This is a genomic window from Pseudomonas sp. FP2196 (assembly GCF_030687715.1).
Classification (GTDB): domain Bacteria; phylum Pseudomonadota; class Gammaproteobacteria; order Pseudomonadales; family Pseudomonadaceae; genus Aquipseudomonas.
In genome coordinates this window covers 6033637-6046624 of sequence record NZ_CP117445.1, presented here as the reverse complement: position 1 = coordinate 6046624, position 12988 = coordinate 6033637, and the positions used below count along the sequence as shown (strand labels likewise).

The 12988-nt window shown below is 59.4% G+C and carries 12 protein-coding genes and 1 pseudogene; 6 read left to right on the top strand and 7 right to left on the bottom strand.

Annotation, left to right across the window (positions count from 1 at the left end; translation table 11 throughout):
* Positions 1–69: 69 nt before the first annotated feature.
* Positions 70–849, bottom strand: a complete 780-nt coding sequence (locus PSH79_RS27235) for an exodeoxyribonuclease III (protein WP_007920349.1) — start codon at positions 847–849, stop codon at positions 70–72.
* A gap of 82 nt (positions 850–931) precedes the next feature.
* Here PSH79_RS27235 and pyrE point away from each other — a divergent pair, with 82 nt between their 5' ends.
* Positions 932–1576, top strand: a complete 645-nt coding sequence (gene pyrE, locus PSH79_RS27230; RefSeq protein WP_187680344.1) for an orotate phosphoribosyltransferase — start codon at positions 932–934, stop codon at positions 1574–1576.
* Positions 1577–1685: 109 nt separating this feature from the next.
* On the opposite strand, the gene argB is transcribed toward pyrE, so the two are convergent.
* From argB to coaBC, 4 genes and pseudogenes are all read right to left on the bottom strand, one after another.
* A complete protein-coding gene (gene argB / locus PSH79_RS27225) occupies positions 1686–2591 on the bottom strand; it encodes an acetylglutamate kinase (RefSeq protein ID WP_003229488.1) in 906 nt (301 codons plus the stop codon).
* Between the two features lie 17 nt (positions 2592–2608).
* Positions 2609–4012: pseudogene (locus PSH79_RS27220) on the bottom strand (phosphomannomutase/phosphoglucomutase); the annotation flags it as partial.
* Positions 4013–4326: 314 nt separating this feature from the next.
* On the bottom strand, positions 4327–4782 hold the full coding sequence (dut, locus tag PSH79_RS27215) for a dUTP diphosphatase (protein ID WP_016985816.1): 456 nt from the start codon (positions 4780–4782) through the stop codon (positions 4327–4329).
* Between the two features lie 5 nt (positions 4783–4787).
* Complete coding sequence (gene coaBC, locus PSH79_RS27210; protein ID WP_187680377.1) at positions 4788–5996, bottom strand: bifunctional phosphopantothenoylcysteine decarboxylase/phosphopantothenate--cysteine ligase CoaBC; 1209 nt, start codon at positions 5994–5996, stop codon at positions 4788–4790.
* 134 nt (positions 5997–6130) lie between these two features.
* On the opposite strand from coaBC, the gene radC reads away from it, so the two are divergent.
* Positions 6131–6805, top strand: a complete 675-nt coding sequence (radC, locus tag PSH79_RS27205) for a DNA repair protein RadC (protein WP_305440479.1) — start codon at positions 6131–6133, stop codon at positions 6803–6805.
* A gap of 133 nt (positions 6806–6938) precedes the next feature.
* Here the strand turns inward: radC and PSH79_RS27200 are convergent, their stop codons facing one another.
* Positions 6939–8525, bottom strand: coding sequence for an ABC transporter substrate-binding protein (locus PSH79_RS27200; protein WP_305440478.1), 1587 nt, complete (start codon positions 8523–8525; stop codon positions 6939–6941).
* A 447-nt stretch (positions 8526–8972) separates the two neighbouring features.
* On the opposite strand from PSH79_RS27200, the gene rpmB reads away from it, so the two are divergent.
* Both rpmB and rpmG read left to right on the top strand, forming a co-directional pair.
* A complete protein-coding gene (gene rpmB / locus PSH79_RS27195) occupies positions 8973–9206 on the top strand; it encodes a 50S ribosomal protein L28 (protein ID WP_007920377.1) in 234 nt (77 codons plus the stop codon).
* An 11-nt stretch (positions 9207–9217) separates the two neighbouring features.
* Complete coding sequence (rpmG, locus tag PSH79_RS27190) at positions 9218–9373, top strand: 50S ribosomal protein L33 (protein WP_003177274.1); 156 nt, start codon at positions 9218–9220, stop codon at positions 9371–9373.
* 109 nt (positions 9374–9482) lie between these two features.
* Here rpmG and PSH79_RS27185 read toward each other — a convergent pair whose 3' ends face one another.
* Positions 9483–9845 (bottom strand): cupin domain-containing protein, encoded by a 363-nt coding sequence (locus PSH79_RS27185; protein WP_305440477.1) that lies wholly within the window; start codon positions 9843–9845, stop codon positions 9483–9485.
* Between the two features lie 236 nt (positions 9846–10081).
* On the opposite strand from PSH79_RS27185, the gene PSH79_RS27180 reads away from it, so the two are divergent.
* Together PSH79_RS27180 and PSH79_RS27175 are read left to right on the top strand one after the other, a co-directional pair.
* Entirely contained in the window at positions 10082–11575 is a 1494-nt protein-coding gene (locus PSH79_RS27180) for an aldehyde dehydrogenase (RefSeq protein ID WP_305440476.1), read from the top strand.
* Positions 11576–11837: 262 nt separating this feature from the next.
* Positions 11838–12983, top strand: a complete 1146-nt coding sequence (locus PSH79_RS27175) for an MFS transporter (RefSeq protein WP_305440475.1) — start codon at positions 11838–11840, stop codon at positions 12981–12983.
* Positions 12984–12988: the final 5 nt, after the last annotated feature.

Genomic DNA, 12988 nt, shown 5'->3' with positions numbered 1-12988 from the left:
CATGGACTGACGCATAAAAAATGCCCGTATCTTTCGATACGGGCATTTTTTATGTCTGCGAATCGACGCTTAGATGGTCAGCGTCCAGTCGTAGTCGACGATCAGCGGCGCGTGCTGCGAGAACCGTGGCTGACGTGGCAAGCGTGCGCTGCGCACGAAGCGCCGCAGGCCCGGCGTCAGGATCTGGTAGTCAAAGCGCCAGCCCAGATTGAGCATCTCGGCCTGCTCGTTGTCCGGCCACCAGCTGTACTGGTCGCCTTCGCGGCTAACTTCGCGCAGGGCATCGACATAGCCCATGTTGCCGACAATCTCGTCCATCCAGGCGCGCTCTGGCGCCAGGAAGCCCGGGGATTGCTGGCTGTCGCGCCAGTTTTTGATGTCGAGCTTCTGCTGCGCCACGTACAGCGAGCCACAATAAATGTACTCGCGACGTTTGCGTCGCTGCTTGTCCAGGTACTTGCCGAAGTCGTCCATGAGCTTGAACTTCTGGTTCAAGTCCTCATCGCCGTTCATCCCAGAAGGAAGCAGCAAGGTGGCAATACTGACTTTGTCGAAATCTGCTTGCAGGTAGCGCCCGTAGCGGTCGGCCGTCTCGAAACCGAGACCGCTGATGACAGCCTTCGGTTGCAACCGCGAATACAAAGCCACGCCACCTTGGGCAGGGACTTCAGCATCGCAGGCATAAAGGAAGTAGCCATCCAGTTGGAAGGCTGGGTCATCCAGTTCAAAGGCGGAGGCACGGGTGTCCTGCAGGCAGATGACGTCGGCATTCTGTGCTTGCAGCCAACTGAGCAAACCACGCTCGACTGCAGCCTGAATACCATTGACGTTCACACTGATGATCCGCATAAATGGCCCCAAAAATCGCGTGCGTGTATGATACACGGCGTCAAGCTAATTAGCTAAATCCGTGGTATTTGGGGTTTTTTTCATGCAAGCGTATCAGCGCGATTTCATTCGTTTTGCCATCGATCGCGGCGTTTTGCGCTTCGGTGAGTTCACCCTGAAGTCCGGGCGTACCAGTCCTTACTTCTTCAATGCCGGCCTGTTCAACTCGGGTTCCGCCCTGGCGCAACTGGGTCGTTTCTACGCGGCGGCCATTGTCGAGAGCGGGATTGCTTTCGACGTACTCTTTGGCCCGGCCTACAAAGGCATCCCGCTGGCGGCGACCACTGCCGTTGCGCTGGCCGAGCATCACGACCGTGACCTGCCATGGTGCTTCAACCGCAAGGAAGCCAAGGCCCACGGCGAAGGCGGTAGCCTGGTCGGCGCACCGCTGACCGGTGAAGTGCTGATCATCGACGACGTAATCACCGCCGGCACCGCGATCCGCGAAGTGATGCAGATCATTGCCTCCCAGGACGGTGCCAAGGCTGCCGGCGTGCTGATCGCCCTGAACCGCCAGGAGCGCGGCAACGGCGAGTTGTCGGCGATCCAGGAAGTTGAGCGCGATTTCGGCATTCCGGTGATCAGCATCGTTTCGCTGAATCAGGTGCTGGAATTCCTCGCTGACGATCCGCAGCTCAAGCAGCATTTGCCGGCCGTGGAAGCGTACCGCGCCCAGTTCGGCGTGTAATCGCATTCCCCTCTGTAGAAGCAGCCGTCGGCAGCTCCTACAGAGATTGCAGGCAAAAAAAGACCCCGTTCAGCCAGGCTGAGCGGGGTCTTTTTGTTTGCACCAGTGCTTACGGACGCTTGCGATTGCTGATCAGCGTGCCCACACCGGTGTCGGTGAAAATTTCCAGCAGGATCGCGTTCGGTACGCGACCGTCGATGATCAGCGAGCTGCCAACGCCGCCCTGAACCGCTTCCAGCGCGCAACGGATCTTCGGCAGCATGCCGCCGTAGATGGTGCCGTCGGCGATCAGGTCGTCGACCTGTTGGGTGCTCAGGCCGGTCAGCACCGTGCCCGATTTGTCCATCAGGCCGGCGATGTTGGTCAACAGCATCAGCTTTTCGGCTTTCAGCGCTTCGGCGACTTTACCGGCCACCAGGTCAGCGTTGATGTTGTACGACTCGCCATTTTCACCCACGCCGATCGGCGCGATCACCGGGATGAAATTGCCTTTGACCAGCAGGTTCAGCAGCTCGGTGTTGATCCCGACCACTTCGCCTACCTGACCGATGTCGATGATTTCCGGCTGGGTCATCTCCGGGGTCTGGCGGGTGACGGTGAGCTTCTTCGCACGGATCAGCCCGGCGTCTTTACCGGTCAGACCGATGGCGCTGCCGCCGTGACGGTTGATCAGGTTGACGATGCTTTTGTTGACCTGACCGCCCAGGACCATTTCCACCACGTCCATGGTTGCAGCGTCAGTGACGCGCATGCCATCGACGAAGTGGCTTTCGATCGACAGGCGCTTGAGCAGATCACCGATCTGCGGGCCGCCACCGTGAACCACGACCGGATTGATGCCCACGGCTTTCATCAAGACGATGTCGCGGGCGAAGCCGGTTTTCAGCTCCTCGCTTTCCATCGCGTTGCCGCCGTATTTGATCACCAGGGTCTTGCCGACATAACGTCGGATGTAAGGCAACGCTTCGGACAGGACCTGGGCGGTGTGGGCGGCGGCTTCGCGTTCGAGGGTCATTCAGGGCTCCGGGTGGATCAGAACGGTAGTTGGAGATCAGGTGCAACGCGTTTCAGTTGGGCGTGGAATACATCCTTGATGCGCTGCAATTCAGCCTCGTCATCGGCCTCGAAGCGCAGCACCAGCACCGGTGTGGTGTTGGACGCGCGCACCAGGCCCCAGCCTTTGGCGTAATCGACACGCACGCCGTCGATGGTGGTCAGGTCAGCGCCTGCGCCCCACTGTGCGTCGTGCAGAGCATCAATGATGCTGAATTTGCTCTCTTCGGTCACATGGATATTGATTTCCGGCGTAGAAATATCGTTCGGGAAGGTCGCAAACAACTCTTCTGCCGTGGATTTTTCCTTGCTGAGGATCTCCAGCAGTCGGGCGGCGCTGTAGATACCGTCGTCGAAACCGAACCAGCGTTCCTTGAAGAAGATGTGCCCGCTCATTTCACCGGCCAACAGCGCGCCGGATTGTTTCATCTTCTTTTTGATCAACGAATGACCAGTCTTCCACATTAGCGGCCGGCCACCGTATTCCTTGATCAGCGGTACCAGGCGGCGGGTGCATTTGACGTCGAAGATGATTTCCGCGTCCGGGTTGCGCGCGACGACGTCGCGGGCGAACAGCATCAGCAGGCGATCCGGATAAACAATGCTGCCGGTGTTGGTCACCACGCCGACGCGGTCGCCATCACCGTCGAAGGCCAGGCCGATGTCGGCGTTGGTTTCCTTGACCTTGGCGATCAGGTCGACAAGGTTTTCCGGTTTGCCCGGATCCGGATGGTGATTCGGGAAGTTGCCGTCTACCTCGCAGAACAGCGGGATGACTTCGCAGTTCAGCGCTTCGATCAGTTGCGGGGCGATCACACCGGCCGCGCCGTTGCCGCAGTCGACCACGACTTTCAGGCGGCGGGCCAGTTTAATGTCCTGGACGATTTCGGTGTTATAGCGATCGAGAATTTCGACCTGAGTCACGCTACCTTGGCCGCTGCTCAGATTGTTGGTCTTGATGCGTTCGTGCAGGACCTGAATCTGTTCGTTGGCGAGGGTGTCGCCGGCGATCACGATCTTGAAGCCGTTGTAGTTCGACGGGTTGTGGCTGCCGGTGAGCATCACTCCGGACTTACCGGCCAGTACGTTGGCGGCGTAGTACAGCGCAGGCGTTGGCACCAGACCGACATCGCTGACGTGGCAACCGCTCTCGGCAATACCGCGGATCAGTTCTGCGACCAGCTCCGGGCCGGACAAACGGCCGTCGCGGCCGACAGAAACGTTAGGCTCGCCTTGGGCCAGGCTCTGCGAGCCGATGGCGCGGCCGATCCAGTAAGCGGTTTCGGCATTGAGGAATTCCGGCACGGTGCCGCGAATGTCATAGGCGCGAAAGATGCTGTCGGGCAGCTTCGGGGCAATCTTGGCTGGGGTGCTCATCTGCGGAAATGCTCCATCTCGAAAGTGGTGGGTCACACCGACGATTCACTCGACGGCAGGCTCAAACTGAAGGGTATGACGGCGTTTTCCACAGAGAGTTCGTGGTATGAAAGGGCCATGACGCCTCGGCTGGCTCGGCTTTCGTCCGCCAAAACCTTGATTTGCGGCGGTAAACCTTTCAGCTGGTCTGCCTGAAATTTTCCCCTGTAGGAGCTGCCGAAGGCTGCGATCTTTTGATGTTGATCTTAAAAAACAAAATCAAAAGATCGCAGCCTTCGGCAACTCCTACAGTGATGTATCGGTATCGGTATCGGTATGGATTATTTGGTGCCGGTATGACCGAAACCGCCAGTGCCGCGTTCGGTTTCGACAAACTCTTCAACCATTTCGAAGTGCGCCTGTACCACCGGCACCAACACCAGTTGCGCCAAGCGCTCGCCGACGGTCATGGTGAAGTCGGTCTGGCCGCGGTTCCAGCAGGACACCATCAGCGGGCCTTGATAATCGGAGTCGATCAGACCAACGAGGTTGCCCAGCACGATGCCGTGTTTGTGGCCCATGCCCGAGCGCGGCAGGATCAGTGCGGCGAGGTTCGGGTCGCCGATGTAAACCGACAGACCGGTAGGGATCAGCACGGTTTCACCCGGTTTGATCACGATGTCCTGTTCCAGCATGGCGCGCAGGTCGAGGCCGGCGGAGCCCGGGGTGGCGTATTGCGGCAGCGGGAATTCGGTACCGATGCGTGGGTCGAGGATCTTGGCTTGCAAAGCGTGCATGTAAATTAAACCTGGTTCAGACGTTCGGCGATAAAAGTGACCAGTTGGCGAGCAATCTTGCTCTTGCTGGTCTGGGCGAAAACCGTGGCGTGCAGCTCACGGTCAATCACGCTGCAAGCGTTTTCTTCGCTGTTGAAACCGATGCTCGGGTTGGCGACGTCGTTGGCGACGATCAAATCGAGATTCTTGTCCTTCAGCTTGCGCGCAGCGTAGTCGAGCAGGTGTTCGGTCTCGGCGGCGAAGCCGACACTGAACGGACGGTCGGGACGGGTCGCGATGGTGGCCAGGATGTCCGGGTTACGCACCATTTGCAGGACGAAACCGTCGCCGCTCGTAGGATCTTTTTTGAGTTTTTGCGGGGCGATGACTTCCGGGCGGTAATCCGCGACCGCTGCCGAGGATATGAACACGTCGCAAGGGATTGCGGCTTCGCACGCCGCGAGCATGTCGCGGGCGCTGACCACGTCGATGCGCGTGACGCGATCCGGGGTCGGCAGGTGCACCGGGCCGCTGATCAGGGTCACGCGGGCGCCGGCTTCTACCGCTGCTTCGGCCAGGGCAAAGCCCATTTTCCCGGAGCTGTGGTTGGTGATGTAGCGCACCGGGTCGATGTTTTCCTGGGTCGGGCCGGCGGTGATGACCACGTGCTTGCCGGTCAGCGCTTGACGCTGGAAGCAGTCCGCCGCGCACTGCGCCAGATCGGTGGCTTCCATCATCCGGCCCATGCCGACGTCGCCGCAGGCCTGGCTGCCCGAGGCCGGGCCGAAGGTTTTCAGACCACGGCTTTCGAGGAGTTGCAGGTTGGCCTGGGTCGCCGGGTCGCGCCACATTGCCTGGTTCATCGCCGGAGCGACTGCCACTACGGCGTCGGTGGCCAGCACCAGCGTGGTCAGCAAGTCGTTGGCGATACCCTGCGCCAGACGGGCGAGCAGGTCGGCGGTGGCCGGGGCGATCAGCACCAGATCGGCCCATTTGGCCAGCTCGATGTGGCCCATCGCCGCTTCGGCGGCCGGGTCGAGCAAATCCAGATGAACCGGGTGGCCTGACAGGGCCTGCATGGTCAGCGGGGTGATGAACTCGGCGCCGCCGTGGGTCATGACCACGCGCACTTCGGCACCCTGGTCGATCAGGCGACGAACCAGATCAGCGCTCTTGTAGGCCGCAATGCCGCCGCCGACGCCCAGAACGATGCGTTTCCGATACAGCCGCTGCATAGGTCTGCCTTTCATTTCGTTGATGACTGCGGTGCGATGCCCCCTCCCCAGGGATAAATCGACCGCAAAAAAGATGGGCTACGATATCACAGCGACCGCTACGGAACAGCGGCGCCCACAGACAAGGAATGTGTATGAGTATTCGCGATTGGCCAGCGGCGGAACGGCCGAGGGAAAGGTTGCTTGAGCAGGGCTCTGCGAGCCTTTCGGACGCCGAGTTACTGGCGATTTTTTTGCGCACGGGGGTCGTTGGCAAAAGCGCAGTGGACTTGGCGCGACACTTGTTGAATCAGTTCGGTAGCCTGCGTTTGCTGCTCGAGGCCGATCAGGAAGCTTTCAGCAAACAATTGGGCCTGGGGCCGGCGAAGTTTGCCCAGTTGCAGGCTGCTCAAGAAATGAACCGGCGTTATCTGGCCGAGCGCTCACGCAAAAAACCTGCACTGGAGAGTCCGCAAGCTGTTCGGGATTACCTCAAATCCGTGCTGCGCCACGAGCCGCACGAGGTGTTTGGCTGCCTGTTTCTAGACTCCAGGCATCAAGTGCTGATCTTCGAGGCGCTGTTTCGCGGCTCGATCGACAACACCAGCGTGCATCCCCGGGAAGTCGTAAAGCGCGCCCTGGCCAACAACGCGGCAGCCGTGATTCTGTGTCATAACCACCCGTCGGGAAACACCGATCCCAGTCAGGCGGATCGATTGCTCACCAAGCGTTTGCAAAAGGCACTTGAACTGATTGATGTGCGAGTGCTGGATCACTTCATCGTGGGGGAGGGGGAGCCGTTGTCGATGGCGGAATGTGGCTGGATGTAATTCTCAGGGGGGCAACGCAAACCCCTGTAGGAGTGAGTCTGCTCGCGATGGCGTCATTTCAGTCAACTTATTTGGTAACTGGAAGTTTGCTATCGCGAGCAGACTCACTCCTACAGGAGATGTGCAGGGCAGGTTATTTCAGGTTTATCTTCGAATAGTCCTGCCGGCCAAAAGGGCTCACCGAGTAGCCCTGCACATCCTTGCGGGTCAGTGCATAGGCCGTCGGATGGGCAAGTGGCAGCCATAGCGCCTGCTGCTGAATCTGCGCCTGCGCCTGCTCATAGAGCTTGGTGCGCACACCTTGTTCGCTAGTGGTCTTGCCAGCGCTGATCAGCTTGTCCAGATCGGCGTTGCAATAGCGGGCGAAGTTGGTGCCGGACTTGACCGCCGCACAGGAAAACTGCGGCGTGAGGAAGTTGTCCGGGTCGCCGTTGTCACCCGCCCAGCCCATGAACAGCAGGTCATGCTCGCCCGCCTTGGCGCGGCGGATCAGCTCGCCCCACTCGATCACGCGGATCTCCGCCTGAATGCCGATTTCGGCGAGATCAGACTGCAACATCTGTGCACCGAGGCTCGGGTTCGGGTTGAGCAGGCTGCCGGACGGACGCGTCCAGATGGTGGTCTGGAAGCCGTCCTTCAAACCGGCCTTGGCCAGCAGTGCCTTGGCTTTCGCCACGTCGTGAGGGTAGCCCGCGAGGTTCTTCGCGTAGCCCCAGGTGTTCGGCGGATAAACCCCGTTGGCTGCTTCAGCAGTGTCTTCGAACACGGCTTTGATGTAGTTGGTCTTGTCGAAAGCCAGGTTGATGGCCTGCCGCACTTCTGGCTTGTCCAATGGCGGATGCTGGCTGTTGATGCCAACGAATGCGGTCATGAATGCGTCAGTCTTTTCGACTTTCAGCGTCGGTTCTTTCAGCGCTGCCTGTACGTCCAAGGGCTTTGGCGACAGGGCGATCTGGCATTCGTTACGCCGCAACTTTTGCAGGCGCACGTTGGCATCCGGGGTAATAGCGAAGATCAGCGGGTCAACAGACGGCTTGCCGCCGAAGTAATCCGGGTTGGCCTTGTAGCGAATCGCGGCGTCTTTCTGGAAGCGGGTGAAGACGAACGGGCCGGTGCCGATCGGCTGACTGTTGAGCTTCTCGGTCGCGTTGGCCTTGAGCAGCTTGTCGGCGTATTCCGCGGAATAGACCGAGGCGAAACCCATGCTCAGGGTGGCGAGGAAGGTCGAGTCCGGGTGATCGAGGGTGAAGCGCACGGTCAGCGGGTCCAGTGCATCGATCTTCTTGATCAGTGCCGGCAGTTGCATTGACTGCGCGTGAGGGAAACCACTCTGGGCGACTTTGTGCCAAGGATTGGCCGGGTCGAGCATACGGTCAAAGCTGAATTTGACGTCTTCTGCGGTCAGCTCGCGGCTCGGCTTGAAGTAATCGGTGGTGTGAAACTTCACCCGCGGGTGCAGTTTGAAGATATAAGTCAGGCCGTCAGTGCTGACTTCCCAGCTGTCGGCCAGGCTCGGGACTACCTTGCCGCTGGCGGTGTCGAAGTCCACCAGGCGATTCATCAGCACGTCGGCCGAGGCATTGGTGGTGGTCAGCGAGTTGTATTGCACCACGTCGAACCCTTCCGGGCTGGCCTCGGTGCAGACGCTCAGCGCGGCGGCCTGGGCCAGGGGGCTCAGCAGGAGCGGGGCGAGCAACAGGGGTAGGGCAGCGAGGCGCATGGTCGGTTTCCTTTACAGATCGAAGGCCCATCTGCAAGTGCAGTCTGGAAAAGTCCTACCCTAGAGGGCGCGATTGCAAATGACTATCCCCTTTTTGCATTTTTGGGGCAGGTCATAAGCGCTTATGGTTGTGTGGCGGCGAGACGACGAGCGCTAATCGCGTGTACCAGCGGTTTTCTGCGACGAGTGGTAAAAACCGGTCCCGGCCTTTATCCAAAGCCCTTGCAGGCAGAATTTGCGCGCTTTTATCGATTGATTGCACACCGAATGTTGTTGCACCCCGGTCTTTCTGGTATAAAGCAGCGCTCTTTTCTAGGGGCCCGGTTCCTTCACTGTAGGTGTAGCCGGTAAGACCTCTAAAGAAACGCGGCGCCTGGCGCCAAATGACTGAGAGATTAAGCGGCCAACCCATGCCGGGTTGGGCATGTGGTTTTAGAGGGCTGAGGCATGTCGAGAGTATGTCAAGTTACCGGTAAGGGTCCGGTGACTGGGAATAACATTTCCCACGCAAACAACAAAACCCGTCGTCGTTTCCTGCCGAACCTGCAGCATCACCGCTTCTGGGTTGAAGAAGAGAAACGTTTTGTGCGTCTGCGCGTATCTGCCAAAGGCATGCGTATCATCGACAAGCGTGGCATCACTGTCGTGCTCGCCGAACTTCGCCGCGATGGCAAGATTTAAGGGAGCTAATCATGCGTGAATTGATTCGTTTGATCTCGAGCGCCGGTACTGGTCACTTCTACACTACCGACAAGAACAAGCGTACTACCCCGGACAAAATCGAGATCAAGAAATATGATCCGGTTGTTCGCAAGCACGTGATCTACAAGGAAGGCAAAATCAAGTAATTGATTTTTCCCGACTTACGAAAAAGGCCCGTATCTCACGATACGGGCCTTTTTTGTTGCCTCGGATATTGCCTGTTACCCCTTTGGCAGCTCTTGCAGGGGATTTCGGTCAGGCCTTCTGTTCGAAGATCACGTAGACCTTGCGGCAAGCCTCCAGCACTTCCCAAGTGCCACGAAACCCCGCCGGGATCACAAAACGGTCGCCCACACGCAAGGTCTTGGCATTGCCATCACCGTCGCGCAGTACCGAAACCCCCTGCAAAATCTCGCAGTATTCATGCTCGGTGTAATTCACTGTCCATTGCCCCACCGCACCTTCCCAAACGCCGACGCCCATCTGCCCGCAAGGGCTGTCGTACTGATTGAACACGGCCTGCTCGGGATCGCCCTTGAGCACTTTGGCCGGGTCCGGGCGATAGCGTTCGGCTTCGCTGGTGGTCAGGCTGATGTCGACGACGTTCTGGATGTTCATTGTTGTTTTCTCCCGTAATGACGGCGCGATGTTGGAAAGGGCCAAAGTCTATGTTTATTAAATTGAACACCGCAAGGCTGTATGGCGCGCTTATGTCAAATATATTGAAACAGACCCGGCCGCTGGTTTAGGGTGGCGGGTGCCTTGGGCCGAAAAGCAGGCTGGCCAGGCAGAATTCCTGATGACGCTGGCGAAGATCGCGCGGCGCTCGTATTCAACAAGAGGAGGACACTTAAATGACCACCCTGACTCGTGCCGACTGGGAACAACGCGCCCGCGACCTGAAGATCGAAGGCCGCGCTTACCTCAATGGCGAATACACCGACGCCGTCTCCGGTGAGACCTTCGAGTGCATCAGCCCGGTCGATGGCCGTCTGCTGGGCAAGATCGCCAGCTGTGACGCCGCCGACGCCCAGCGTGCCGTGGAAAACGCCCGCGCTACTTTCAATTCCGGCGCCTGGTCGCGCCTGGCACCGACCAAACGCAAAGCCACCATGATTCGCTTCGCCGGCCTGCTCAAGCAGCACGCTGAAGAACTGGCTCTGCTCGAAACCCTCGACATGGGCAAACCGATCAGCGATTCGCTGTACATCGACGTTCCGGGCGCGGCACAAGCGCTGAGCTGGAGCGGTGAGGCGATCGACAAGATCTACGACGAAGTCGCGGCCACCCCGCACGATCAACTGGGTCTGGTGACCCGCGAGCCAGTGGGCGTTGTCGGCGCCATTGTGCCGTGGAACTTCCCGCTGATGATGGCCTGCTGGAAACTCGGCCCGGCGCTGTCGACCGGTAACTCGGTGATTCTCAAACCGTCGGAAAAGTCGCCGCTGACCGCCATCCGTATCGCGGCGCTGGCTGTTGAGGCCGGCATTCCGAAAGGCGTGCTCAACGTGTTGCCGGGTTACGGCCACACCGTGGGCAAGGCACTGGCCCTGCACAACGATGTGGACACTCTGGTGTTCACCGGTTCGACCAAGATCGCCAAGCAATTGATGATTTATTCCGGCGAATCGAACATGAAACGCGTGTGGCTGGAAGCGGGCGGCAAGAGCCCGAACATCGTTTTTGCCGACGCTCCGGACCTGCAAGCTGCGGCCGAATCCGCTGCCAGCGCCATTGCCTTCAACCAGGGCGAAGTCTGCACGGCGGGTTCGCGTCTGTTGGTCGAGCGTTCGATCAAAGACAAATTCCTGCCGATGGTGATCGAGGCGCTGAAAAGCTGGAAGCCGGGTAACCCGCTGGATCCGGCGACCAACGTTGGTGCACTGGTCGATACCCAGCAGATGAACACCGTGCTGTCGTACATCGAGTCCGGTCATACCGATGGCGCCAAGCTGGTGGCTGGCGGCAAGCGCATTCTTCAGGAAACCGGTGGCACCTACGTCGAGCCGACGATTTTCGACGGCGTGAGCAACGCGATGAAGATCGCTCAGGAAGAGATCTTCGGCCCGGTGCTGTCGGTCATTGCTTTCGATACCGCTGAAGAGGCGATCCAGATCGCCAACGACACGCCTTATGGTCTGGCGGCAGCAGTGTGGACGCAGGACATTTCCAAGGCGCACCTGACCGCCAAGGCGCTGCGCGCCGGCAGCGTGTGGGTCAACCAGTACGACGGCGGCGATATGACTGCGCCGTTCGGCGGCTTCAAGCAGTCGGGCAACGGCCGCGACAAGTCGTTGCACGCGTTCGATAAATACACCGAGCTGAAGGCGACGTGGATCAAGCTGTAATGCGGTAAAGGGAGCCTGCTGAATCAGGCTCCTGAACGCTACAGAAATTCCCTGTGGGAGTGAGTTTCTGTGGTGAGGGGATTTATCCCCGTTCGGCTGCGAAGCAGTCGCTAAACCATTGCACGCGGTGTACCTAGTACGTTGTGGTTGCAGGTTTTGGGGCCGCTGCGCGACCCAACGGGGATAAATCCCCTCGCCACAGGGGTTCGCTCCCACAGTGTTTTGGGTGAATACAAAAAGAATATCCACAGGAGCGTGGAACATGCGGTGGGCGACGTATTTCGCCGTGTTGGCGTCTGTCTTGAGTGTCGGCCTGGCCCTGGGGGTCAGCATGCCGTTGGTGTCGTTGCGTCTGGAGGGTTGGGGCTACGGCTCTTTCGCTATCGGCGTGATGGCGGCGATGCCGGCGATTGGCGTGCTGTTGGGCGCGAAGATTTCCAGTCATCTGGCGGCGCGTTTCGGCACGGCCAACCTGATGCGCCTGTGCCTGTGGGCCGGGGCGCTGTCGATCGGGTTGCTGGCGCTGTTGCCGAGCTATCCGATCTGGCTGGTGCTGCGGTTGATGATTGGCGTGATCCTGACCATCGTCTTCATTCTTGGCGAGAGCTGGATCAATCAACTGGTGGTCGAGCAGTGGCGCGGGCGATTGGTGGCGCTGTATGGCAGCAGTTATGCCTTGAGTCAGCTGTCTGGCCCGTTGCTGTTGGGAGTGCTCGGCACCGGGCATGACTATGGCTTCTGGGTTGGCGTCGGTTTGTTGCTGGTTTCACCGTTGCTCTTGCTGGGACGCAGCGGTGCGCCAAGCAGTGAAGCGAGCAGTGTGACCTTCCGCGATTTGTGGGGCTTTGCCCGCGAGCTGCCGGCGATTGCCTGGGCAGTGTCGTTGTTCGCCGCGTTCGAGGCGATGATCCTGACGCTGTTGCCGGTGTATTGCCTGCAACAGGGGTTCACTGAAGAGATCGCCCTGGCGATGGTCAGCACGGTGGTGGTAGGTGATGCCTTGCTGCAATTACCGATTGGCGCACTGGCCGATTATCTGTCGCGACGCACGCTGTTTACCGGGTGTGCGGTGGTGTTGATGCTGTCGAGCCTGGCGATTCCCGTTCTGCTCGATACACTCTTGATCTGGCCGTTGTGGGTGTTGTTCGGTGCGAGTGCCGGTGGTTTATTCACCTTGTCGCTGATCTTGATTGGCGAACGTTATCGCGACGATGCGCTGGTGCGAGCCAATGCGCATATCGCACAGCTGTGGGGTGTTGGCTGTCTGGTCGGGCCGTTGGCGGCGGGCGCGGGCAGTCAGTGGATCAGCGGGCATGCGCTGCCGTGGCTGATGGCGGCCGGGGCGTTCGGGCTGGTGATTCTGCTGTCGCGTCAAGGTGCGTTCGGCACAGAGGCCGAGCCTGCCTGAATACC

What these genes read in the sequence shown, in the direction of transcription:
- PSH79_RS27200 (WP_305440478.1), bottom strand. Translation starts at nt 8,525, where the DNA reads ATGCGCCTCGCTGCCCTACCCCTGTTGCTCGCCCCGCTCCTGCTGAGC.
- dut (WP_016985816.1), bottom strand. Translation starts at nt 4,782, where the DNA reads ATGCACGCTTTGCAAGCCAAGATCCTCGACCCACGCATCGGTACCGAA.
- PSH79_RS27180 (WP_305440476.1), top strand. Translation starts at nt 10,082, where the DNA reads ATGACCACCCTGACTCGTGCCGACTGGGAACAACGCGCCCGCGACCTG.
- PSH79_RS27185 (WP_305440477.1), bottom strand. Translation starts at nt 9,845, where the DNA reads ATGAACATCCAGAACGTCGTCGACATCAGCCTGACCACCAGCGAAGCC.
- rpmG (WP_003177274.1), top strand. Translation starts at nt 9,218, where the DNA reads ATGCGTGAATTGATTCGTTTGATCTCGAGCGCCGGTACTGGTCACTTC.
- PSH79_RS27175 (WP_305440475.1), top strand. Translation starts at nt 11,838, where the DNA reads ATGCGGTGGGCGACGTATTTCGCCGTGTTGGCGTCTGTCTTGAGTGTC.
- radC (WP_305440479.1), top strand. Translation starts at nt 6,131, where the DNA reads ATGAGTATTCGCGATTGGCCAGCGGCGGAACGGCCGAGGGAAAGGTTG.
- pyrE (WP_187680344.1), top strand. Translation starts at nt 932, where the DNA reads ATGCAAGCGTATCAGCGCGATTTCATTCGTTTTGCCATCGATCGCGGC.
- rpmB (WP_007920377.1), top strand. Translation starts at nt 8,973, where the DNA reads ATGTCGAGAGTATGTCAAGTTACCGGTAAGGGTCCGGTGACTGGGAAT.
- coaBC (WP_187680377.1), bottom strand. Translation starts at nt 5,996, where the DNA reads ATGCAGCGGCTGTATCGGAAACGCATCGTTCTGGGCGTCGGCGGCGGC.
- argB (WP_003229488.1), bottom strand. Translation starts at nt 2,591, where the DNA reads ATGACCCTCGAACGCGAAGCCGCCGCCCACACCGCCCAGGTCCTGTCC.
- PSH79_RS27235 (WP_007920349.1), bottom strand. Translation starts at nt 849, where the DNA reads ATGCGGATCATCAGTGTGAACGTCAATGGTATTCAGGCTGCAGTCGAG.